This window comes from Actinomycetota bacterium, from assembly GCA_040757835.1.
In the GTDB taxonomy this organism is placed as follows: Bacteria; Actinomycetota; Geothermincolia; order Geothermincolales; family RBG-13-55-18; genus SURF-21.
The window spans coordinates 17,823-41,168 of the sequence record JBFLWJ010000019.1; the positions used below are offsets into that span (position 1 = coordinate 17,823).

A 23,346-nucleotide genomic window follows, 5' to 3' on the forward strand; every position below is an offset into this window, starting at 1 on the left:
ACCTCAGAGTTCCCCGTTGGATTTAACGCCTCCCCTTTGAACGGAGCGCGACTTGATACATAATGGCGGGAGGCGGTTAAACCGGCCGGCCATGAGGAACCGATACTACCGGCAGGACATCTTTATGGTGGAGGCATGACAGAGATTGAGATTACTGCGTAAGAAACTGCGGCGGGAGATACTGGAGTCGAAGTTCCGCTTCTTCGCCATAGCCTCGGTGGTGGCCATCGGGATCCTGCTCTTCACCGCCTCCTACATGTCCTTCCTCAACCTCTCCAAGTCCTACCAGTACACCTACGAGCGGCTCAACTTCGCGGACCTGCTGGTGCGCCTGGACCACGCCCCGGAACGCGTGGTTGAACGCCTGTCCGAACTCCCCAACATCGAACTCCTCACCCCCAGGGTGAACGATCCCCTGGGCATGGAGCTGGAGGACGGCACGCGCATCACCGGCCAGATCATCGGGGTGCCCGACGAGGAGCCCTACGTGAACATGCTCTACCTGAGAGAGGGCGAGGCGCTCACCGGGCAGGAACAGGAACTCACGACCCTGGTCGAATACCACTTCGCCACCTTCAACGACCTGCACGAAGGGGACACCATCTACGCTGTCAAGAACGGCGAGCGGGTGCCGGTGCGCATCGCCGGCGTGGTCAGCAGCCCCGAGTACATGGTGGTCTTCCGCAACCGCCAGTTCCCCATGACCTCGGCCACGGTGTACGGCGTCTTCTACTTCAACATGGACCAGGCCCGCGCGCTCACAGGCTTCGCCTCCAACTCCTTTAACGAGTTCGCCTTCACCTTGAAGGACTACGCGCTGCTGGAGACCACCGAGAACCAGGTGCGGGAGGTCCTCAAACCATACGGCATCGAGGAGGTCACCAACAGGGACAACCAGATCTCCAACACCCTGCTGGAGATGGACCTGCGCTCGTTCCACGACTTCGCCCTCTTCTTCCCCATCCTCTTCTTTTCCATCGCCGCCTTCAGCATCTACATGATCCTCTCCCGGCTGGTGCGCACCCAGAGGCCCATCATCGGCCTCATGCGCGCCGTGGGGTATTCCTCCCGCCGGGTGCTCTTCCACTACATGTCCTTCGCGCTGGTGGTGGGGCTGGTGGGGGTGGTGTTCGGCAGCCTGTTGGGGCTGGCGGCGACCGGCCTCGTCTCGAAGCTATATTCCATCCAGATGAAGATCCCCTTCGTGAAGTACGGCGTCTACCCCCAGGTCTTCCTGTTCGGGTTCCTCATGGCCATGGCCTTCTGCGCCATCTCGGGCATCGTGCCGGCGCGCAGGTCGGCGAAGGTCCAGCCCACCGAGGCCCTTCGCGGCGTGGTCGACCCCATGAAATACGGCAAGGTCTCGTGGGTGGAGAGGCTGCTGCCGCGCATCGGCAGGCTGCGCGTCTTCTGGCGGCTGCCCCTGCGCAACATCTTCCGCAACCGGCGGCGCACCGCCTTCACAGTCATCGGGATCATGTTCGCCATCATCCTCATCATGCTCAACCTGGGCATCAACGATACCGTCAACGCCAACATGGACCAGGCCTTCAACCACCTCTTCACCTTCGATATCGCGGTGCTCTTCCTCGACCCGCAGACGCGCGTGACCCAGAGCAAGATCGAGAAGATACCGGGAGTGACCCTGGTGGAGCCCACGGTGGGCGCTCCGTGCACCATCAGCAACGGCGACGAGGACGTGGACAGCATCCTCATGGGCGCCCTGGTGGACACGGTGATGCGGGGGTTCCTGGACGAGAAGAACAACGAGGTGCAGATCTCTCCCAACCACTGCCTTATGAGCCGGAACTACCGCGACCAGTTGGGAGTGGACGTCGGGGACATGGTCGAGGTCACCTCCCAGAACCGTTCCCGTTCCTTCATGGTCTCTGATTTCATCATGGAGCCCATGGGGTCCTTCGTCTATGTGCCGGTGGAGGAGGCCAGGCAGCTGCTGGGTTACGGGACGAAGTCCTCGGCCTTCTACATCCAGGTGGACGAGGGCTACTACCAGCAGGTCAGGGACTCCCTCTACGAGATGCCCGAGGTGCTCACCCTGGTCGACCTGAGCCAGATCAAGGCGGAGATCAACTCCTATATGGCGTTGCTGTACATCGTAATCGCGGTGATGCTTGTCTTCGGGATCATCATGGCCTTCTCCCTCGTCTTCAACACCTCGACCATCAACATCATGGAGAGGGAGCAGGAGGTGGCCACCATGCTCACCCTGGGGGTGCCGCAGTGGAAGGCCTCGCTCTCCCTGACCCTGGAGAACGTGATGATGGGGCTGCTGGGGCTCATCCCCGGCTATATCGCCGCGCGTTTCGTCATGGTCCAGGCCATGAAGCTGTACGAGACCGATCTCTTCGCCTTCACCCCCGCAATCTCCGTGTGGACCTTCGTGATCACCGGGGTCATGGTCATCGTGCTCATGGTGCTCTCGGAGTTCCCGTCGCTAAGGCACATCCACCGCCTGGACCTGGCCCAGTCCACCAAGCGGCGCTCGCTTTAGGAGGTCCTCTCCCGCAACGACCGGAAGACGGCGTTGAGCTCGTCGATGTAGGCCTGCGGCTCCACGAAGGGGCGGCTGTAGCCACGTACCGTTTCCTCTCTGATCCCCTCCCCCACCACCTCCTGTCCGGCCTTGAAGACGAACTCGAGCTGCTCTTCCGCGGGGCAGGGATCGCGGGCCAGGAGAACGGAGGACGGGAAGAGGATGGCCGCGTGCAGCTTGCCGCCCCCCACCTCAGCCATGCGTTCCTCGGCCAGCACCAGGGGGTCGAAGTTGCGCAGGCCGGGGAAACCGCAGGTCGAGACGAGCACGTTACGGATCTCGCGGTTGATATCGTGCGGGTGGGAGCAGACGCCGTCATGGTATTCCTGGTAGGGTTCGGCCAGGGGCATGATGCGGTCCAGGAAACGCTTCATGATGGCGTTCATGTTGCAGATATAGAGCGGCGTGGCGTGGACCACCACGTCCGCCCGCAGCATCTTTGTGTGCAGGGCAGGTACGTCGTCCTTGTGGCGGCAGACCCCGGGGGTCTTGAACCAGCACCACGTGCACCCCAGGCAGTCGGCGATCTTCTTGCCCGCGAGATAGACGGTCTCCGTCACGGCCCCTTCGCTGGCCGCGCCGGCCATGAAGCGCTCGAGCACCATGGCCGTAAACCCCTTCTCCTTGCGCGGGCTGGAATTAAAGGCGAGGACGTACTTCTCTTTCATCTGCCCAAACGATCCTTTCTGTTCTCAGGAGACCACCGGGGATATCGGCCCACCGTTTCCGGGATTATACAACAAGCGGAAAGGATCGGTGGCGGGAAGACTGGAGCGGGGGTCGGGACAGGACGGCGCGTTCCGGGTCAAGCGGGTTATTCCTCTCCCTCGGTCTCGGAGCGGTAGCATTCGTCGCAATAGACAACGCCGCTGGATAGCCCCTCGACCACCCCCACGAAGAGCCATTCATCGGCATCGAAGTAGTGGCCGCAGCGCGTGCACAGGGAACCTGCCAGCACCTCGAAACCCATGCGGCGTTCGTCCAGCCCGACCTCTTCCACGGCCTGGGCCGGCTCGAGGCTCAGGACCCCCCGGGGCATCTCGTTCTCACCGGGACGGCACTGCTGACAGTAGAGATACTCCTTGATGTCCTCCACCTCTATGGCCAGGGCGAAGACCTTCTCGCCGCCCTGCAGCCGTTTGCCGCATCCCTCGCAGATGCCGCCACCGCTCACCAGCTTCCCGCTCACGAAGTCCCTCATGGCCGCCTCCCGCCCGCGCGCCGCCTTTACCGCCATTGTAAACCTTTTTGCTCCGCCCGGGACGGCTCATGCGTGCCGGGCCGCGTGGGCCGCAAGAACTGCGTCCGCCTGAGCATCGGGGGCGGCTGCCATGAGCACGGTCGTGCGCTGACAGCCTCTTTTGGTTACCGGTGCCCGATAATGTATAATAAATGGGATTCGCAACAGCAAAGCGAGCCAAGAGGTGGTGATAATTGAGTTCGGTAGTCAAGAAACGCCGCAAGAAGATGCGCAAGAAGAAGCACAAGAAGCTCCTCAAGCGCACGCGCTGGCAGAGAAGGAACAAGTAGTCATCCGGCCTGGCGCCGGCACGAACACCGGCCCCCAGGCGGGGATGGAAGCCCATACGGCCACGGACATCCCCGCACGTGGGGGTCGAGTCGTGCCGGCCGCGGAGCCGCTTCATATCAAGGCGCCTTTCTGGGATAATGATGCCTGGTGTTATCGATGAAGAAGATATTCCTATCGCTGCCCCTCGTTCTCCTGCTCGTCTCCATCCTCTCTCCGGGCACGGGAGCGCTGGCTGCTGAGCCTCCGCGGGTGAGCTACGAGTTGGACCTCACGCGTGCCGGTGCGGGCGAGCTGACGGTGACCGTGCGGGTGGATGCCGGGCCCCAGCCCCTGGTGCTGGAGATGCCGGACACCTATGGAGGCGGCCTCGCGGCCGAGCTGTCGTCCCACGTCGAGGAAGAGCGGGCGGAAGACCCCTCCGGCGGTCCGCTGCCGGTGAGCAGGGACGGCAACTCCTGGTCAATCGAGCACTCGGGGAGCGTGACTTTCAGCTACTCCCTCCGCATGCGTGATTACTCGACGGGGACCGCCTACCTCGATTCCCTAGCGGCATCGGGAGTCCCCTGGCCGTATTTCCCCTTGCTCGATGCGGACCTCGCGTACCTGCCGGGATACGCCGTTTTCGTGCGCCCCACCGGGCAGGCCTACGCGCCCTCACTGCAGCTGAAGTTGCCGGCAGGGTGGCAGCAGGCCCTGCCCTGGCCGGAACAGCCGGCGGACATGGACGAGCTGCTGAACAACGCCATCTGTGCCGGAGACCTCATCCTTAGCGAGCAGGGTCCGCTCCTGGTCGCCGCCCCCGCGGGGACGGCGGCGGCCGCGGAGGGGAGCCTGGCTGAGTTCGGCGCCAAGGCCAGGGCGCTCCTGGAGGAGGCCGAGGGCCTTCTCGGCGGGCTGGACCTGGCGGATGGCCACCGCCTGGTCCTCACCCTCCTCTTCCGCGGCGACGGTGTGGCCGTGGGCGAACGCCATTACCCATCGTCCCCTTTCTCCGGCAGCATCGCCATCCCCGCCGCGGCGGGCAACGACCCCCTCTCCGACGCCATCATCGAGGCGGCGGCGCGCGGCATCTCATCCCTGCTCATCTCGGGGGAACTCGAGGTCGAGAGCGAAGCACAGTGGCTGCTCCAGGGCTCCTCGTGGTACCTGCAGGACCTGCTCCCTTACGAAACTGGGTTGTGGGGGGCGAACCTCTTCTGGGACCGTTTCAACCTCAGCTACGACACCTACCGCAATGCCCGGGCGGCGTCGACCGCCAGCCTGGCCGAGGCGGGCACCCTGGGCTACGAGTCCCGGGAGGCGGCCATTATACTCAACTGCGGGGGCGCCGCCGCCAGTGCGTCCATCGACTCCGACCTGCGCTCCCAGCAGCCCTACGCCCTGGACCTCACGACCTTCCTGGGCAACCTGGCCGGGATCGCGGATGCCGAAGGCCCCCTGGACAACGCGGGCATACTCGCCGCGCTCACCGAGCTTACCGGCCGCGACTGGACCGCCTTCTTCCGCGACTACATAGAGGGCAGCCTGGAGATCCCGGCCTCCGCCTTCTCTTCCCTCAACGTCGTGGAGCCGGGCGGCTCCAGCGTAGCCCCAGAGCCCCCCGACGTGGAGGCCTCCTCCTCGGACTGGATCATCCTCGCCATCGCCGTGCTGGTGGTCCTGATCATCCCCTTCGTCCTTGAGCCCTATACCATGCGCCCGCGCAAGCCCGGCTTCCTCGAACGGCAACTCTCCAAAGACGACGACTAGGGTCAGGTCTTGGATATTGGATTCAATCAGGAGAATCTACCTCGACCCGGGCCGCATGGATCCAAAAGCCAAGAACTGACCCCCAAACGGAAGGCCCGGTTATCCATGATCCGGCGCTGGCCCGAGGAGCCGGACCAGGCTTCTTGTTTGTTGCATTCCACCTGAGACGGCTACTTTAACCTTGGCCGCACGAATGCAAGAAACAAGACCTGACCCGCTAGGGGACGGTGACCTTGACGGCGTTGCTGTACTTGATGATGGTGCCGTCCTTGTAGATGCCCACGCGGTAATAGTACGTGTGCCCCGAGGTTACCCCGGTGTCGGTAAAGGACCTCGCGCTGGCGTCCACGTAGGTGCAGGTGTCGCCGGGATAAGCGGGCGAGGGGTTGGTCTCGGAGCGGCAGACCTTGAAGCCGGAATAGGTGCCTCCCCCGCTCACGTCCCAACTGAGCGAGATCTTGCCGCTGGCCGCCGTCGCGCTGAGGGTGATGGAGAGCTCCGCGGGCGCACCGGGAACGGTCACCTGGACGGCGTTGCTGTAACCCAGGACATCTCCCGCATTGTACACGGCAAGCCGGTAGTAATAGGTATGCCCCGCCTGCACGCTGGTATCCGTGGCGGAACGTGAAGCGGCCCCGTCGACATACATCCACCAGTCACCGGGATATGAGGGCGAGGGGTTGGTCTCGGAGCGGCAGAGCTTGAAGCCCTGGTAACCGCTGTAGCCGGTGACGGTCCAGGAGAAGTCCACCGCTCCCGCTCGCGCCGACCCCGTGAGCGAGACGCTCTTCTCCACGGGGGGCGTCGGGGTGGGAGTGGGTGCGGGCGCCGGGGACGGCTGCGGTTGCGGGGCCGGCTGCTCGCCCTCTTCCCCGGTGGGGGCCTGCGGCTCCGGGGGTTCTCCGTCCGCCACCGCCTCGTCCAGCCTGGAGAGCTCCCCGACGGGAAGGCCCAGCGCCTCGTCGAGGGACTTGTTCCACCTCAACCACTCGCTGTCCAGGTCCTCGAGCGTGACCTCCTGTACCCGCGGCCCCTCCGGCCCCCCGTAGATGAGAACGTCGCCCTGTTCGAGCTGGGAGGCGAGTCCCTCTATCTCCGCGGCGTCCAGGGTCACCTCCACTGCCGATTGCACCGAGATGATCTTACCCGCTTCACCGCGCACGTCGAAAGTGAAGGCCGTACCCCGGGCGGCGACGGAAACACCCGTGGCACGGGCGGTGTACCTGGCGCCCTCCACGACGCGGTGGTAGGTCTGGCCCCTCGCGACCTCCGCGACCAGGCCTTCCTCGCCGGCGGCGAATCCCACCTCCCCCTCGCCGTACAGGCGCATGATGCAGCCCGACTCGAACTCGACGATGCACTGGGCATCTGCGGACGCCAGGATGGTATCGCCCGCCTCGATGACCTCATCGTCTCCGGCTTTACGCTCCTCTCCCTGGACATCGCGTATGGTGACCTCGCCGCGTTCTACGAAGAGCATGGACATGTTGCCCGGCTCCCACGGCACCGGCCCGCCCCCGCCGACGAGGACGATGGCCAGGATGGTGATGAGGGCCGCCGCCGCCAACGCCGCGGCCGCCCAGGCCAGGCGGGGCACCAGACGGCCACGGGTAGCCTCGCGCGTGAGTTCGCGACCCTGTGAGACGGCCCCGTTCCAGATCCTGCGACGGGCGTCTTCGCTCAAGCCGGATATCTCTGGCGCCGTGCCGCGCACTCTGTTCCCCAGCACGACCAGTCCACCGAGCTCCACGTCCAGCCGCAGGTCCTCGCCGTCGAGGGCGCGAAGGAGATACTGCGAGTACAGTTTCTCTCTCATCGCAACTCTCCCGTCTCCAGCGCCTCCACCTCGCGCCGCAGGGCTTTCAATGCCCGGTGCAACCGCACCGCCAGGTTGCCCTTGCTGCAGCCGATGGTCTCCGCGATCACCTGGTTATCCATCTCGTCGATGAACTTCAGCTCTATCACCACTCGATGCTTCTCCGGCAGGGAGAGCATCGCCCGCAGCAGCAGGCGGTTCTCTTCCTGGCGCTCAATGCCCCTGGTGGGATTGTCGCTCGCCTCCAGTTGGGGCAACACCTCTTCAAGGTCGACCATCTTCGCCTTTCCCTCCCGCCGGTAGTGGTCGATGACGTTATTGGCCGCGATGCGCACCAGCCAGGAGCAGAAGGAGGCTCCCTTCCACTTGAAATCCCCGATACCCCCCAGGGCCTTCTCAAAGGTGCGCGCGGTGATGTCCTCCGCATCGCTGACGTTCCCTACGCGCCTGAGGACGTATCCATAGATGCCGTCGACATAATGCTCGTACAGCTCGGCGAAGGCATCCATGCTGGTCCCTGCCTTGAGCACAAGCTCCTTTTCTTTTTCCTGGTCCATGGGCACCAGGGGCATTTCGGTCTCCTATCCCTTAGAACGCCCTCCGGCCTGCATTCTTACATCGTCGGCCCTACTGCCGTGTAGCCGTCCGGAGCACAGCAGCGCCTCTGTCGAGAGCGGCTGGTTGCGGGCGGCTATACTGGTCTATTCGGTCATGCGGGGCGGTGCCTTGACGGGCATGGGCCAGGGGAGGCCGCGGGCATTCCTTCGATCATCGTCATCGCGGGCGGAGTCCGCGCCTTCCCATGCTGTTTATGGCGTGGGCCGGGGTTGGCCTTGAGTGTGGTGAAATGTGCCCGGGTGCGCCGCTGGTTCAGCTCTCCTGCGACATCTCCTCGTAGAGGGCGAACTTGTGCACCTTCCCCAGGGGGGTGAGGGGCAGCATGTCCCTGAAGACCACCTGGTCTGGCACCTTGTACTTGGCGAGGTGCTCGCGGCAGTGTGCCTTGATCTCATCCTCCGTGACCTCGGCCCCAGGCTGCGGGACGATGTACGCCCTCCCTTTCTCGCCCATGACCGGGTCCGGGTAGCCGAGCACGGCGGCGAAGAGCACCTTGGGGTGCTGCATGAGCACTTCCTCGACCTCGGGGGGATAGACGTTCTCCCCGCCCCTTATGTACATCTCCTTCTTGCGACCCAGGATGTGCACGAACCCGTCCTCGTCGATGAAGCCCATATCACCGGTGTAGAAAAAACCGTCGGCATCGAAGGCCTCGGCGTTGGCGTCGGGCCGCTTGTAGTAGCCCTTCATGACCGCTCCGCCGCGTACGGTGATCTCACCGGCCTCCCCCCGGGGCACTTCCTCGCGCTCGGGGCTCATGATACGCACCTCTATGCCCTCGTTGGGGACGCCGATGGTGCCGGTGATCTTCTCCTTCGGGTGCTCCTGGCGGGTGAAGGTGATGGCGCCGCTGGTCTCGGTGAGGCCATAACCTACGAAGGGGACGATGCCCATCTTCTCCTCGATCTGGAGGACCAGTTCGGGGGGTACCGGGGCGCCGGAGGTCACGGCGAACTTCACGCTGGAGAGGTCATAGCTGTCGAAGTCCGGCTGCATGAAGAGCAGGATGTACTGGGCGGGTACCTGGCCCATGACCGAGATGCGCTCGTCCTGTACCGTCTGCAGCACCTGTTGGGGGATGAAGGTGTCCAGCATCACCAGGGTGTTACCGCTGTAGAGCACGCTGAAGATGGCCATCACCGCGCCGCCCACGTGGTTGTTGGGGATGTCCATGAGCAGCCGCTCGTCGTCGCCGATTCCCGAGGACTCTATCTGCCCCGCGACGTACGACACCAGGTTGCGGTGGGTGAGCATGGGCGCCTTCGGCAGCCCGGTGGTCCCCGAGGTGAAGAGCATGAGGACCATGTCCTCCTCGTCCACCTCCCCCTTGCGCGCCTCCAGCTCCTGGTCCAGCGCGGGGTCGTCGGAGAGGAAGTCGCCCATGGAGATAGCCCCGGGCACCCTGGCCACTTCCTCGGGCGACCCGATGACCACGATGTCCCGCAGCTCCGGCAGCTCGTCGCGCACGGCGTTTATCTTCTCTATGAAGTCGGAGTCCATGAACGCGGTCTCCATGATCACCACCGAGGAGTCGGAGTGGCCCAGGATGTACTTGACCTCGGACGCCGCGAAGCGCCAGGTGACGGGGACCACGGCGGCGCCCAGCTTGGCGCAGGCGAGATAGCCGAAGACGAACTCCGGGTGGTTGGGGATGTAGAGACCTACCTTGTCGCCACGCCGCACGCCGAGCTTGAGCAGCCCCCGCGCCACCCGGTTCACCTCGCGGTCGTAATCCGCATAGGTGATGCGGCGGTCACCGTAGACTATGGCCTCCCGTTCGGGGCGCTCCCTCGCCCATTTCTCCAGATACTCGAAGACAAGCACCTCGCACCTCCTTGCTCTCTGACAGCCTCCCCCCTATCCGCGCCGGCCGCACAGGATCGCCCCCAGCGCCGCCGGCCAGTGGAAGCTGGCGGGTGCGAACGATGAGAGAATGAACCGGCACTTGATGATAACAAATATCTCCGGCCCCTGTCAGGAGGAACCGTAACACCTTCCCGAGGAACGGCAAGCAAACGTCTTGCGCCTGACCGTTTTCCACCGCGACTATATGCATAACCCGATGATATATGCGTTCTCATCCGCGATGGCCTGGAGAAAACGGTAAGCGGAACGCGATTCGGAAACCGTATCGTCCCCCTCGGGCGGTACGGAAGAAACCACTGGGCGCCGGCTCGTCCAGGGATATTAGTTTCTTTCTGCAACCTTTGTTTATGACCAATTTTGATAGCCGCATGAACACGAACAAAGCCACCGGAATATGTTTGACTAAGTGGTTACTAAATGGTAGCATTGAGTTTACTTAAGGATAGCTCGAGCCGAGCAAGGGACGTACGAAGGAACGGATGCGGGGACCGGCAAGGGGACATAAAGATGACGGCGAAGATGACGGTCCACAGTGGAGAGAAAAAAGCGGGGACGGACCCGGTCGCCCAGGGTGGCCGGGTTTTCATATAGGGCAGACAACAGGCAAAGAAGGGAGACCAAACCGGGCGCGAGAGGGACAGGGCTGCGAGGGGAGCAAGGGGTCCCGAACGAAGTGGGCATCTAAGGCTGGGACTCAAGCGGCGTAGATATTTCAGCCTCCTTTTATCTAGATATTCTCACGACGCCACCCTCAACCGTTGTACCCGGCGACAAGTGCGGTCACCCGTAAGGGGACCAGGGGAAGCGGACCATAAGGCGCTTCCGCGGACCGAAGGACAAGGAGATGAGGAGGTAGATGTGATGAAGAGGGCTACAAAATGGCTGGCTTTCACGGTGATCATGGCCATGTTGGCCGCGGCCCTGCTAGCCTTGCCGGCAGGCGCCCTGGCGCAGGAGACCAGCGGGGACACAACGGCGGCACCCGCCACCACCGGCCGTATCGAGATGGTGGTCTGGAGCGATCTCAACGGCAACAGCGAGTTCGACATCCCGCAGGACATGTTCGGCGAGGAGGAAGACGAGGGGATCGATGGCATCGAGGTAGTGCTTTCGAGAGAGGTGTGGGATGCCGAGGCCGGCGTCTATAAGTATGAATTCGTGGACAAGAAGAAGACGGGCCCTGGCAGTCTCCTCAACAACCCCGCCGTCGATTACAAGCATGGCTGCGTGGTCTGGGAGGACCTTCCCCTCAACCCGCCCGGCATGTTAGGGTCGCTGACGAACTACAAGCTGGACCTGGTCATCAACGGCACCTTCGTGGCTCTGAACGGGGGAACGAGGATCGCTACCCTTACCCCCTGGAGCAACTACATGCAGTATTTCCTGCCTCTGGCATGGCATTTCGACCCTTGGGACTCCCCCCAGATCAACGAGACCACCGCGACCATCTCCGGTTACGTATGGGCCGACGCCAACGCCAACCAGATCATAGAGTGGTCCGAGTTCTCGTACTTCCCGCAGCAGGGGTGGACGGTCATGCTCACCAACAAGTACGGCTCCAAGATCGCCACCACCACGACGGACGTCAACGGCTACTACTACTTCCGTGGGCTCAAACCGGGCACCTACAAGGTCTGGGTGCTGGACAAGCGCTATTTCAACCAGACGGCGCCGTACTACAAATTCTGCACCTGGCCCCCGTGGGGCTACAACAAGGGCCACTACACCATCAACGTGGTTGGTGCAAACCGCTACCGTCTGAACAACTTCGGCATGCTCGATATGAGGGATTCCGTTTGGGCACCGCTCTACTACGCTCTCTGGTATATAGGGCTGCTGCAGTATCAATTCAAGTAGGAACAAACACGCAGCGTACTCGGGGGTGAGTGAAAGGGCCCCGGACAACCGGGGCCCTTTCCTTTGCGAAAATATCCTCTACTGCAGGAACGAGGCCGACCACGCCGGCCTCTCCGGCAGCTGTCCCGCCTCCACCGCGGCCCGCCAGGCCTCGTCCGAGAGGGTGCCGTCCGCCGGTTTCACGAATTCGTAGTAGGAGTACCCGGCGCCCACGGTAAGGGTCGGGACGCCCCCCACGGGAGCCACGACGTAATAGGCCACCGGCCCCGCCACCGCCACCTGAAGCGCCTCGCCGTAGTTCGCGTCCACGTGCACCGTCTCCACCTGCGGCAGCGAGGCGGCCGTCCCGGAAGCAGCCTCCCCTTCCCCGCCACCCGGCATCGTGGCCAGGTAGCGCAGGGTAGCGCCGATGCCCGCGATGACCGCGTTCTCCCCGGCGCTGAGGGCCTCGGCGCGCAGCTCCTTTTCGGCCATGGTCTTGAGGCCCGTAGCCAGCCCGTACATGGCGTCCAGGCGCTCCCGCAGCGGCGCCGTAGAGAGCCCGCGCTCCTGCAGCCCTCGACGGAGCATGTCCACCCCGGCGGCAAGGCTCGCGAAGGCCTCCGGGCATGGCTCTACGTAGCCGGCTTCCTCCGTGGCCTGAGGCTGCGGCTGGCCCGTATCCACCGGCGCGGGAACGGCAGGCGCCTCGTGGCGCGCATCGGTCCACGCGCCGAGGAACGAGTAGAGCCCGCGGTCCTGCCAGGCGGGCATGCGCATGAAGGTCGGGTATCCTTCGCCGTAGGACACCAGCTGCCGGCCGAGGACGTCCAGGCGGATCCAGTAGAGGTCGGAGTGTTTCTGGGTGGGGTCCACGCTCTTGAACAGCTTGCGCAGCCCGTCCATGCTCTCCGCGTACCCCTCGAAGCTTTTCTCCCCGTAGAACTGGTCCAGGATCTCGAGCCCGCGGTACGAGCCCATGGCCGTGGGCACGTCGAGCCCCCGCGGCATGTACCTGTCCTCCACCTCGGGCGCCAGCGTCCGCTCGAAGATGACGTCCTCGGGATAATGCGGCAGGCCGAAGAGGCGGAAGGCGGCCTGTGACGCCGCCACCTCCACCTCGTCACCGGAAAGCGACGATATGCGTGGGGACCGCTCCTCCAGGGCACGCGCTATGAACGCGTCGATGAGGGCGTCGTCCGCGAGGCGGCTGAGGGGGAAGCTCTCCCCATAAAGCTCGCGCGCCAGGGAGGAATAGGTGTAGGCGTCCAGCTCCGCGGCGCGGGCATCCAGGAAAGAGGTGGACTGGAAGATGCGGTCCCATGCCGTGAGCGCTGTTTCCCCGCCTGCCTCGGCCATGTGGAGGGCTCCCACCAGCAGCAGGGCCTGGCGGGTCATGTCGCGCCCGGCCGTGATGCCCCCGGGGGACGAGCTCGGGCTGGGATAGAAACCCATGCCGCTCAGCCAGGTCATGGCCTGGTAATATTCCTCCAGGCCACTGTCCGTCCGGTAGTGTCCCCGCGGGGTGTGGCGGCTATAGTCATGCGCGTACCCGAATATGGGGGATGGGGACGGCCCGGCCCGGCCCGCGATGAGGGCGAGCTCCTCACCGACCATACCCTCGGCCTCCGGCGGCACGTCGACCTCCAGCCCCATGAGCCTCGCCGCCACGCCAAGGTAGGCGAGGTCGGCGAGGGAGGCCTGCCTGACCGTACCCTCGCTCCCCTCGTACATTCCATGCACGGTGGCATAGAGCGCGAGGACAAGCTCCTCCAGGTCCCCGGCCAGGTATGCGTTCTCGATGGTGGCGAGAGCGTTCGTGCACAGCCCGTCGAAGGCGCTCATCACCGCGTCGATGGTTACGAACTTCGGCCACTGCGCGCTTTCGTAGATGTCGTAGATGTTGCCGCCACCGCCGGCGATGGCGACGAACCCCTGTGTCCCCAGCGCGCGCACCGCCCCGGGGGGCAGCGCGGCCGCGCTCGCCCCGCCCACGCCCGAGAGGGTCAGGCTGACGGTATAGGCGGGTACGCGCGGAGTGGTTGACGATGCCGCCGGAAAATAGAGGGCGAAGGAGTCCTGCATGGCCATGCCGCGCAGCTCTATCTCCGTGATCTTCTCCCCTCCGCCTCCGCATCCCGTCGCCAGGACCAGCAGTGAAACCAAGACCGCGCATACGGTGGCAGCGACAGGCCGGGGGGTCAGGCCCGGCTTTCGGCCCGAGCCGAATGGTCCGCAACTACGCACCGGCTTCGTGACGATCATCGTATTCCCCTGTCCGTCTTACTTCATCGCTTTCTCGGGCCTAAAGCCGGGCCTGACCCCCCGGCCGGTTATTATGATTTACGCCGCATGGCCGCGGTTCCCTTCCTGCGCATAAACCCCTTTACTCGGTTATCATAACGGCAGCACTATTAGGATAGCAGGCACGGCGGCGGGAAGGGGTGCAGCCGATGCGGTACGGCAAGGGGCCGGTGTCCGGGATCGCCCTGAGAGCAGCGCTCATCGCGGCCGTCCTCACGGGGACGGCTTTCGCGGGCTGTGGCGAGCAGGACCTGCCACCCTCCTCCGGCTTGGAGGGGGAAGAGGCGGTCGAGCTGATCGAGGGGCTCTCCGCCGACCAGAGCCGCATGGTGGGCGACCTGGGTTATCCCGATCACTTCTTCATATCCATTGACCCGGACGGCACCGACCGAGTTGAGAGGTGGACCTATTTCTCACGGGGCAAGGTCGTGGACTTCGACAACGGGCGCTTCTTCGGTGAGGAGGAGTGCGAGGACGAATCGGAGGAATACCCGCCGACACAGCTGCGCCCCCAGGACTTCGATGCCCTGCTCACACCGGAAGAGGCCTCCCGCATGCTGGGTGAACCCCTGTACATCCAGGAGATCGAGGACAGCCTGATGCCGGAGAACACCATCATCGTCTACGACCGGGCGATCCTCCTTTACCGCGACGGCAAGCTCATCGGGGTGGACACCAAGGTCAGCCCGCCAGAGCTGAGTGTGCCCTGAACCGCCCGAAATCGTCTAATATATGAAAATACGAGGCAGGCAAGAACAGCGGGGAGAGGACAGGCCATGACCATGAAGCGCTGCCGGGAATGCGGGTTCCCATACTGGCTGAGCAAGCTCATCCACTGGAACGAGAACGGGACCATCACCATGGCGGTAAACCCGGACTACCGCGTCGTGATCATCGAATCGGATTTCCTCTCCAACCTCTTCACCCGTATCGAGGAAGGCCTGGGGCTGTCCATCGCCCATCTCGTCTTCGAGGCCCAGCGCAACGCATCCGTACATACCATCACCTCGCAACTGGACCGTTTCCCTTATAAGGCGGGCCGCTGGGGCCCTAACCGTCGCGTGGTGGTCAAGCTCTTCTGCAGCCTCTCGGGCTGGCTGGGACAGGCATACGTGAGGACGATCAGGTACAGGCCCGGTAAGGACAGGGATGCCGTAGTGCGCAACCCCTATGACCGCGAGCTCATGGCCGCTATTATCCTGGGGGCCTTCGAGGCCCTGGAGCGGCGGCCGTTCGAGCATTCCTGGAGGAGGGAGGACGGAGAGGACGTGATCTCGGTACGGGCAATGGAGGCGAGACCTGAGATATCGGAACGCCTCGAGCTGGCGTATCCGGACCTCAGACCCGGCCACTTCCATATGCCCCGCTGCCGTTCCTGCGGGACCCCGCGCGAACTGGCCTACCTGCGCTGGAACGAGGGGCAAGGCACCATCGTGGACAACCGCCGTAACGCGCGCCTCGTCTTCCTCGACGGCTACGTCCCCACCATTGTCTTCCGCGAACTCGCAAGAGAGCTGGGCGATGAGATATATCCCCTCATCATCCAGGCCGAGAAGGACTACACCCGGCGGCGCATGTTCGAACTGGGCATCGCCGGCAGTGGCAGCGTGGTACTCCCCCGCCGCGAGCGTGAGAGCATCTACGAGAACGCCCTGGCGACCCTGCCGCCGCACGGACAGGGCAACCCCGTGGATTACAACTACGGCTACGACGGCCTCAGCGTCACCGTCGAGAACCCCTACAACGAACACCTCCTTGCCGGTCAGATGGCGGCCCTCTTCGAGGTAGCCGAGGGCAAGGAGGCGGAGGTGGAGTGGCACTCACCCGATCCCTCGAGCATCGTCTTCACCGTAAGAGCCTTAGATCAGGGCCAATCGTTGCCGTAGAAGGGGCGGGCGTAGGGGGGCGCCTCGCGGTAGAAATAGACGATGGCGGTGAGCTTGCTCCCGCTCTCCAGGGTCACCTCCATCTCGCCCTTCTCGAAACCGGCCTCGCCCTCGATGACATCGATGATGCGGATCATCTCCTCGTACTGTTCCTCCAGGGGGATGAGCACCACGCCGTTTATCGCGGAGGCATCTTCGGGGCCGGGCCCCACCAGCAACGGGTACCCGAAGGGGGTGTCGTAGAGGGATCCGCTGATGGTGGCGGGCACGGCATCGCGCACGGTGTGGCTGATGTGCCGGAACATCTTCTCGCCCGGCTTCAAGGTCCCGTATACGAATACAGGTACTGGCTCCATCCCGGGCACCTCAACGGTTCCTCTCGGCATACATGACCTGCCGGAAATACTGGTTCTCCTCAAGCCCCGCTCCGAGGGCCCCCACCACCATGGCCATGGAGCTGATGAGCAGGGACACCCTCATGTAGTCGAAGAAGTCCACCTCGCTCCGCATCACCCAGTCCTCGATTATGTAGCGCGGATAGGCACCGACTGTGACCAGTATAGTTATAACGAAGATGATAATGAAGAGGGCCAGCAGAACACCGAAGATGGTGAGGAAACTGGTGAGGTTGAAGAAAGCCGCCTGCTCGGACAGGGAACGCGATACCCGGCGCACGTAGAGCTGCTGGCGGAACACCACGTACAGCGTCGAAGCCAGCAGTACTGCGATGGCGATGAGCACCAGCCTCCAGATGTTTATGCCGACCCCCAGGTACCACAGTTCCGTGGAGAGCAACGCCAGCACCAGGGCCGCCATGGAAGCGAAGACCAGCTTCCCGAGGCTGAACACCATGCGCAACGGGCGGTGGCTCAACACCGTGCGCAGCACGCGCATGGGGTGGGAGAAGATGATCCTGGCGTAGAGGGCCAGCCCTTTTATCTCCTTGACGCCGCGTTTCAGGATGCCGTCGGTCAGGCTACGCAGCGCACTCTCCAGCTCCTCCGTCTCCTTCGGGCTGAGGGGGTCTCCTCCCTCGGGACCACGCCCCTTCGGCGACCTCTCCTCCAGGTGCGGGAGACCGTTTAAGCGCGCGAAACTGGTGATGATCACCCGGCAGCACCGTTCAACCGTCTCGACGCCGGTGGTCGCATTCGCCTCCTCCACGCCCCCGGCGGGATAGACGATCGCCGCCGAATGGCTGAAGGAAAGGGTGGCCGGTTCCATCTTCGCGCCGTGGACTCCCGGGTCGGCGACGAGGAAAGAGAACTGCCAGCCGGCCTCCTCCATGCGCGCCTGTGCCCGGTCCAGAAGCCACACCGGGTCTGCCCACTGCAGGTCCCAGTCCTCCCTGTCCACCCTCCACTCAAAGGCGGCGAAGGTGGAGGAAAAGTAGGTCTCGAGCCGGTCGCGGCACGAGTCCACGAGCGCCGCAGCCGGGGCGCCGAGCGCGATCAGGCCCACCCCGATGCGTGCCGCCGCCCCCTCCATCACGCTGCTCCTGGATCCCCTCACGTCATAAGCCCCGTTCGTTCATGGCCTGATCACGCGGAGTCCGGGATGGCTCCCGCATACGTCCCCGCCCGCCCCCAGGCGTCAGCGCGGAGGTATAAGCTTGCCCGGGTTCAGGATATCCGCGGGGTCCATGACCTCTTTCACGGCCCTCAGCGCCTCCAGGCTGATATCTCCGACCTCCCGGCGCATCCAGGGGGCGTGCTCATAACCCACGCCGTGGTGGTGGCTGATGGTCCCCCCATGCTCCATGATAGCCTCGGAGGCTGCGCGTTTGACACGTTCCCACTGCTCCTCCTCCCCGCCCTCCGCGGCCATGGGGGCGAAGAAGGTGTAGTAGAGCGATGCGCCCTCGCGGTAGCAGTGGGAGACGTGGCAGGCAACCAGGCTCTTGCCGCCGTCCTCCTCCAGGGCGGCGCGCAAGGCACTGCGCACCTCGCCATAGAGGTGGAGGAGGTTGTCCCAAGTGGTGGCGGTCTCCAGGGTGTCCACCAGGACGCCCCAGTTGATCAGCTGCTCGCGGAAGTACGCGGTGTCGTGACGGCTGTTGTACCACTGCCGGCCAGGTCCCGTGCCCAGGTGAAACCCCCCCAGCTTGCGGCAGAGCCGCAGGATACCGGCCCGCATGTACTCCGTCTCCTCCCTCTCCCCCTCCAGCCCCAGGACCATGAAGGCCCCGTCATCGAAGGAGTACCCCCTGCGGGCCAGGAGCTTTAAGGCCGCGTCCTCCCCTTTGCGCATCCACTTGTTGCCGGTGGTGATGCGGAAGTCCCGGGCCAGGGCGGTCTCGGTGCGGTCGGAGAGGCGCACGCAGGTGGGCACCATGCCCTGCTGCATCATCTCGCGGATGGCGGAGGCGCCGGCCGCGAAGTTGCGGAAGATGAGACCGCGGTAGTCGAAGACATCGGGGTAGGGGCGGATCCTCATGGTGGCCTCGGTGATGATGCCCAGGACCCCCTCGGAACCCACGCAGAGCTGCAGTATGGAGGGGCCGGTCGCGGTGGAGGGGGCTTTGCGGGTATCCACGATCCCCCGTGGCGTCACCATACGCAGCGCCAGAACCATGTCCTCGATGTCGCCATAACCCGTGGACTGACGGCCAGAAGCGCGGGTGGCGAGCCATCCTCCCAGGGTGGAATGGTCAAAGCTCTCCGGAAAGTGCCCCATGGTGAAGCCCTGCTCGTTCAGCTGCTCCTCTATCTCCGGGCCCAGGGCCCCGGCTTGGATCACCGCGGTCTGGGAGGTGGCGTCCACGCGCAGCACACGGTCTAGACGCGCCAGGTCCAGGCTGATGGCGCCACTCGTGCCCGCCGCCATGGGCTCCACTCCGCCAGTGACGCTGGAGCCCCCTCCGAAGGGGATTACCTCCAGTCCCCTCTCCTCGGCCATACGGAGGATGGCGACGATCTCTTTCTCCTCACGCGGCCACACCACGGCATCGACAGGCCTGTCCACGCGCCGCAGGCGCAGGCGCACGGTATCGCGATAGCTCTTGCCCATGCAGTGGCTCACACGCTGGAACTTGTCGGTGGAGACGTTCTCCGGTCCGCACAGGCGGCGCAACTCCTCCAGGACGACCTCTCCCGTGCGGGGTGCCGGCAGGTCGATCTCGTCAAGGCTGGGGTCGGTGAAACGGTCCCGGTCCAGTTCCATCCCCAGGTTCTCCCGCAAGAAGGGGACGATGTTGGCGCGGTTCTCGACGTCGAACCCCTGGTCCAGGTCACCCCATCCCCACCAGCGGCTCTTGCCCTCGACGTAATCGGACATCTCCTCGACCTCCCGCATCACGGGCCATACTCGCCCGGTCGGCGCGCCCTACTGTCCGAGGCTGACCTCCGTCGCTTGCGCCGCTTCCGGCGGCAGTTCAATCTGGATATCCGCACCGTAGTCGTAGAAGTCCGTCACCATGGAGCTGCTCACGTCCCCGATCCCGGCAAGCCCCGCCATGGTATAGGTCATCTCCATGCGCTTGATGAGGTTGTCCGCCTTGTTGATGCTGATGCGGATAGTGGCCGAGAAATCCGAGATGGAATCCACCATCTCCATCCAGTCCTCGGAGACCTGCTGCTCTTCCTCCTCGATGTACTTGCGGTACAGGTCCAGGGAGGCCTGCATATACTCCCTGTCCAGCTGGAAGACGATGGTCAGGGCCTCGTCGTCCTCCTCCACTACCTGGGCTTCCCTGGCCATCTGCGCCATCATCTCCATCTGCGCCGCGTCAACCAGCCCCAGGCTCATGTTCTGGCTCATGTAGGCGGCGGAGCTCATCTTGACCCACCCCTGGCCCGGCTGGTTCTGATAGTAGACGCCATCGACGATATAGGCCTCGACCTCGTAACCGCCGATGGTCACGAACATGCGCTGGCGCATCCCGCCCTCTGTGTTCTGCACCTCGGCCCTGAGGTCCATGCTCAATGCCTGCGAGCCCGGCTGGCCGCTCCCGGAGTCCATGGTGATGGTGCCGTTCATGCGATAACCGCTGACCTCGGTCATGGCCTTTGTCGAATCCATGATGATGGAGAGATTGGCCGTGGCATCGCCCGCTTCTCCCCCCCCGCACCCCACGACGGCGAACAGCAGCAGGACCCCCGCCAACATCGCAGCGATTTGCTTCATCTGTCTCCTCCTTTCGCTGCCACTATCATATGACATAGACCCTGTCCCTACCACCATTATCGTGCCGTTTCGCGGCCGCCTGCTGGCCCCCTGGCCATGTCCCCGGTCACCGTCGTATATAATCTAGTAAGACGAAGGGGGGCATGTTGAGGTTCGCCATATTCTCGGACATTCACTCAAACCTCGAGGGGCTGCAGGTGGTGCTGGAGGAGGCGGAGCGCCTGGGAGCGGACTCCCTTCTCTGCTGCGGAGACATCATCGGATATAACGCCGACCCCAACGCCTGCGTGGAGCTGGTGCGCGGGAAGGGGGTACGATGCATCCAGGGCAACCACGAGCGCGGTCTGCGGGAACTCGACGAGGGCCTCGAGCCCAACATGAACCCCATCGCCATGGAGGCCCTCCTCTACACCAGCGAGGCCCTGAGCCGGGAGAACCGCGACTGGCTCCTCTCCCTTCCCGAGGAAATGGCCGTGGAGGATTCTTTCTATCTCTTTCATGGCTCTCCCGCGGACCCCGACGACTATATCTTCGACGCCTTCGAGGCGGCCTATGCCTTCAAGTCCCTGGCCTTAGAGTATCCTCCCCCGGCCAATCTCATGTGTTTCATCGGCCATACCCACATCTGCGCCGCCTACATCTTCGACGCCGATAACCACCGCGTGGGGGAAAGGGCCACCGGCAACGGAGACCGCTTTCTGATCAAGCCCGGTGCCCACTACATGTTCAACGCCGGCAGCTGCGGGCAGTACCGCGGTGGCCTGCCCATCGCCACCCTGATCCTGCTGGACAGCGAGGCTATGAAGGCGGAGTTCCGCTTCCTGCGCTACGACGTCGCCGCAACCCAGTCCAAGATACTCGCCGCCGGTCTCCCCGCCCCCCTGGCCCAGAGGCTGAGCATGGGACAGTAGGGCGTGGATGGATTATAATCTTGTCATGAAAGACCGCGATGATTTACAGAATATGGCAAACGATGGCGACTACCACGGGCTCGTGGAGGCCATGGGACATAACCAGCCTTTCATGCGCTTCGCCGCTTCCGACCTCCTGGCCGCCCAGGGCAAGCCGGCCTTCCCTTACCTCATCGAGGCGCTCTCCCATAAAAACCCGGACGTAAGGAAAGGGGCGGCAAGGGCGTTGGGTATCATCGGGGACAGAAGGGCGGTGCGGCCTCTCCTCGGCGTCCTGGAAAAGGACGAGCCCGGGGTGAGCCAGTTCGTAATCGACGCACTGGCGGACATCGGCGACGTGCAGGCCGTGGACGCACTGTGCAAGGCGACGCGCAGCCACAGCCTCTCCCTGCGTTACAGCGCGGTCAGGGCACTGGGAAAGATGAGCGACCGTAGGGCCATCCCCTTCCTGGTGGAAGCCCTGAGCGATGCGGCCAGCATCGTGCGCCTGCGGGCGGTGGAATCGCTCTCGCACATGGACGAACCCAGCCTGTGGGCCCCCATCTCCGAGATGCTCACCGAGTCCTCCGCTGGCGTGAGGGCGGTGGCCGCCCGTGCCCTGGGGGAGATGCACAACCTGCACGCCATCGACTGCCTGCTGCCGCTCCTGGAGAGCGACATCGAGAGCGATATCCTCGAGGCCGCCAGGGCGCTGGGAAGGCTCGGCAGCGACCGGGCCGTCGAGCCGCTGCTCGCCGCGCGCGAGCGCGAGGGGCGCGACAAGGTCCTCGAGGCCATCGCGGCGGCGCTGCGGGCCATAGAGGACCCGGGCGAAGGCGCATGAGGCGTCTCGTTCCCCCCTATCAAGACCACGCAACCGGAAATGGCGGCTGTTTTGAGGAAATCCCGTTTACTTTCCTTACATAAAGGGAAAATCTCTATCACAGCGAATTATCCCAGAGGAAATCGGATCATGCGAAGGAGGTGACACATGAACAAGGCGGAACTGATCGACGCCGTCGCCAAGGACGGCAAGATTAGCAAGAAGGATGCCGCCGCAGCCGTTGATGCCATGGTCAACACCGTTACCGCTGCGCTGAAGAAGGGTGACAAGGTCACGCTGGTCGGCTTCGGCACCTGGGAGGTCAGGAAGAGGGCGGCCCGCAAGGGCGTGAACCCCCAGACCGGGAAGGCCATCACGATCAAGGCGACCAAGGTCGTGTCCTTCAAGGCCGGGGCGGCGCTAAAGCAGGCCGTGGCCGGCAAGAAGTGATGCACCGCTCGCTCTTTGAGACATAGCTTATTCGTTATTACCGTAAGCCGCTCCCCCACGGGAGCGGCTTATACCTGTGCCCTTGCCTTTTTACACCCCTGATAACATAATATATATTCGCGTGCGCCCGTAGCTCAATTTGGCAGAGCAGGGGACTCTTAATCCCAAGGTTGAAGGTTCGAGTCCTTCCGGGCGCACCACTATCTGCGCGGTCGGACAATCGTATCCTCCAAGATGACACCGGCAGGTTACGTGGAAGAATCGCACAATAGCGCTACAACAACGCCTTCGCGGGTTCATCCTTACTCTATACTAATACCCATCAACCCCGGGCCCTTCGTTTCTCATGGAACAGAGTGCTTGATGACTTCATGAAAAAGCAGCCCCCCGTGCTATTATGACGGGGTAAGAGGCCGCTTTTTCAGAAATGATAGAATATTGAGGGAACCGCCTGGATCTCGGGGAGTGGCAGCAGGCAGGAAGAGAAGCTCATGCTTGAATTGACCGCATGGGACCGCGCACTCCGCAGAAATCCCTCCAGGGGCAGCGGGACAGGCAGAAGTCCAGCGGCGACCTGTCCTCGATGAGCGCCCGTAATACCTTTACTGGCACCCCCTCTCCGTAGGAGAGGCCGAGCCCTTCCCGTATCCTCGCGTCCCATCTCCTGACTTTCTCCTCGTCGCCGTTGGGGTTCTCGCAGCGGCCGTTCTTCAAGTCGGGGCAGTACTCGCACAGCTGGTCCGGTCCTTCCGTAACGATAACGACGGTCCCGCTCTCCCTTCGCACGAGCTCCACGATGGCGTGCATGGCACGGGAGAACTCCTCGCCGCGGTCAAGCAGGGCCAGGGGCAGGAACCCGCTGCAGAAGATATGGTGCGGCCTCAACCTCAATGCCCGC

Annotated in this window: 20 protein-coding genes and 1 tRNA gene; 10 read left to right on the forward strand and 11 right to left on the reverse strand. The window is 63.8% G+C overall.

Features of this window, described 5'->3' with window-relative positions; all coding sequences use genetic code 11:
* Nucleotides 1–145 precede the first annotated feature (145 nt).
* Nucleotides 146–2,512: an FtsX-like permease family protein gene (locus tag AB1384_13090; protein MEW6555207.1), complete on the forward strand. Its 2,367-nt coding sequence runs from the start codon at nt 146–148 to the stop codon at nt 2,510–2,512.
* Here AB1384_13090 and AB1384_13095 read toward each other — a convergent pair.
* A complete protein-coding gene (locus AB1384_13095) occupies nt 2,509–3,222 on the reverse strand; it encodes a flavodoxin family protein (protein MEW6555208.1) in 714 nt (237 codons plus the stop codon). The two genes, AB1384_13090 and AB1384_13095, sit on opposite strands and share 4 nt — an antisense overlap.
* Nucleotides 3,223–3,368: 146 nt before the next feature.
* Nucleotides 3,369–3,755: a hypothetical protein gene (locus AB1384_13100; protein MEW6555209.1), complete on the reverse strand. Its 387-nt coding sequence runs from the start codon at nt 3,753–3,755 to the stop codon at nt 3,369–3,371.
* Nucleotides 3,756–3,988: 233 nt separating this feature from the next.
* Between AB1384_13100 and AB1384_13105 the strand changes: the two genes are divergently transcribed.
* Nucleotides 3,989–4,084, forward strand: a complete 96-nt coding sequence (locus AB1384_13105) for an AURKAIP1/COX24 domain-containing protein (GenBank protein MEW6555210.1) — start codon at nt 3,989–3,991, stop codon at nt 4,082–4,084.
* A gap of 157 nt (nt 4,085–4,241) precedes the next feature.
* Nucleotides 4,242–5,834: a hypothetical protein gene (locus AB1384_13110; protein ID MEW6555211.1), complete on the forward strand. Its 1,593-nt coding sequence runs from the start codon at nt 4,242–4,244 to the stop codon at nt 5,832–5,834.
* Nucleotides 5,835–6,051: 217 nt separating this feature from the next.
* Here AB1384_13110 and AB1384_13115 read toward each other — a convergent pair whose 3' ends face one another.
* From AB1384_13115 to AB1384_13125, 3 genes are all read right to left on the reverse strand, one after another.
* Entirely contained in the window at nt 6,052–7,650 is a 1,599-nt protein-coding gene (locus AB1384_13115; protein MEW6555212.1) for a fibronectin type III domain-containing protein, read from the reverse strand.
* Nucleotides 7,647–8,222 carry a sigma-70 family RNA polymerase sigma factor gene (locus tag AB1384_13120; protein ID MEW6555213.1) on the reverse strand — a complete coding sequence of 192 codons (576 nt, stop codon included), beginning with the start codon at nt 8,220–8,222 and terminating at the stop codon, nt 7,647–7,649. The genes AB1384_13115 and AB1384_13120 overlap by 4 nt, the downstream gene beginning before the upstream one ends.
* 298 nt (nt 8,223–8,520) lie before the next feature.
* Complete coding sequence (locus AB1384_13125) at nt 8,521–10,092, reverse strand: AMP-binding protein (protein ID MEW6555214.1); 1,572 nt, start codon at nt 10,090–10,092, stop codon at nt 8,521–8,523.
* Nucleotides 10,093–10,995: 903 nt separating this feature from the next.
* Between AB1384_13125 and AB1384_13130 the strand changes: the two genes are divergently transcribed.
* Complete coding sequence (locus AB1384_13130; GenBank protein MEW6555215.1) at nt 10,996–11,991, forward strand: SdrD B-like domain-containing protein; 996 nt, start codon at nt 10,996–10,998, stop codon at nt 11,989–11,991.
* Between the two features lie 78 nt (nt 11,992–12,069).
* Here AB1384_13130 and AB1384_13135 read toward each other — a convergent pair whose 3' ends face one another.
* Nucleotides 12,070–14,235 carry a DUF3160 domain-containing protein gene (locus AB1384_13135; GenBank protein ID MEW6555216.1) on the reverse strand — a complete coding sequence of 722 codons (2,166 nt, stop codon included), beginning with the start codon at nt 14,233–14,235 and terminating at the stop codon, nt 12,070–12,072.
* 188 nt (nt 14,236–14,423) lie between these two features.
* Between AB1384_13135 and AB1384_13140 the strand changes: the two genes are divergently transcribed.
* Nucleotides 14,424–14,984 (forward strand): hypothetical protein, encoded by a 561-nt coding sequence (locus AB1384_13140; GenBank protein ID MEW6555217.1) that lies wholly within the window; start codon nt 14,424–14,426, stop codon nt 14,982–14,984.
* Nucleotides 14,985–15,050: 66 nt separating this feature from the next.
* Nucleotides 15,051–16,160, forward strand: a complete 1,110-nt coding sequence (locus AB1384_13145) for a hypothetical protein (protein ID MEW6555218.1) — start codon at nt 15,051–15,053, stop codon at nt 16,158–16,160.
* Here the strand turns inward: AB1384_13145 and AB1384_13150 are convergent.
* The 4 genes from AB1384_13150 to AB1384_13165 form a co-directional block, all read right to left on the reverse strand.
* On the reverse strand, nt 16,139–16,516 hold the full coding sequence (locus tag AB1384_13150; GenBank protein MEW6555219.1) for a gamma-glutamylcyclotransferase family protein: 378 nt from the start codon (nt 16,514–16,516) through the stop codon (nt 16,139–16,141). The two genes, AB1384_13145 and AB1384_13150, sit on opposite strands and share 22 nt — an antisense overlap.
* Before the next feature lie 10 nt (nt 16,517–16,526).
* Nucleotides 16,527–17,648, reverse strand: a complete 1,122-nt coding sequence (locus tag AB1384_13155) for a hypothetical protein (GenBank protein MEW6555220.1) — start codon at nt 17,646–17,648, stop codon at nt 16,527–16,529.
* A gap of 105 nt (nt 17,649–17,753) precedes the next feature.
* A complete protein-coding gene (locus tag AB1384_13160; GenBank protein ID MEW6555221.1) occupies nt 17,754–19,436 on the reverse strand; it encodes an FAD-binding oxidoreductase in 1,683 nt (560 codons plus the stop codon).
* 48 nt (nt 19,437–19,484) lie between these two features.
* Complete coding sequence (locus AB1384_13165; protein MEW6555222.1) at nt 19,485–20,285, reverse strand: DUF6612 family protein; 801 nt, start codon at nt 20,283–20,285, stop codon at nt 19,485–19,487.
* Between the two features lie 146 nt (nt 20,286–20,431).
* Between AB1384_13165 and AB1384_13170 the strand changes: the two genes are divergently transcribed.
* The 4 genes from AB1384_13170 to AB1384_13185 all read left to right on the forward strand — a co-directional run bounded on the left by AB1384_13170 (nt 20,432) and on the right by AB1384_13185 (nt 22,648).
* Nucleotides 20,432–21,196 carry a metallophosphoesterase family protein gene (locus tag AB1384_13170; GenBank protein MEW6555223.1) on the forward strand — a complete coding sequence of 255 codons (765 nt, stop codon included), beginning with the start codon at nt 20,432–20,434 and terminating at the stop codon, nt 21,194–21,196.
* A 52-nt stretch (nt 21,197–21,248) separates the two neighbouring features.
* Nucleotides 21,249–22,019, forward strand: coding sequence for a HEAT repeat domain-containing protein (locus AB1384_13175; GenBank protein ID MEW6555224.1), 771 nt, complete (start codon nt 21,249–21,251; stop codon nt 22,017–22,019).
* A 147-nt stretch (nt 22,020–22,166) separates the two neighbouring features.
* The gene (locus AB1384_13180; GenBank protein MEW6555225.1) at nt 22,167–22,448 is read left to right on the forward strand and encodes an HU family DNA-binding protein; all 282 of its coding nucleotides are present in this window, start codon (nt 22,167–22,169) and stop codon (nt 22,446–22,448) included.
* 123 nt (nt 22,449–22,571) lie between these two features.
* Nucleotides 22,572–22,648: transfer RNA gene (locus AB1384_13185), tRNA-Lys, on the forward strand.
* A 289-nt stretch (nt 22,649–22,937) separates the two neighbouring features.
* On the opposite strand, the gene AB1384_13190 is transcribed toward AB1384_13185, so the two are convergent.
* Complete coding sequence (locus tag AB1384_13190; protein ID MEW6555226.1) at nt 22,938–23,339, reverse strand: DUF1284 domain-containing protein; 402 nt, start codon at nt 23,337–23,339, stop codon at nt 22,938–22,940.
* Between the last annotated feature and the right edge of the window lie 7 nt (nt 23,340–23,346).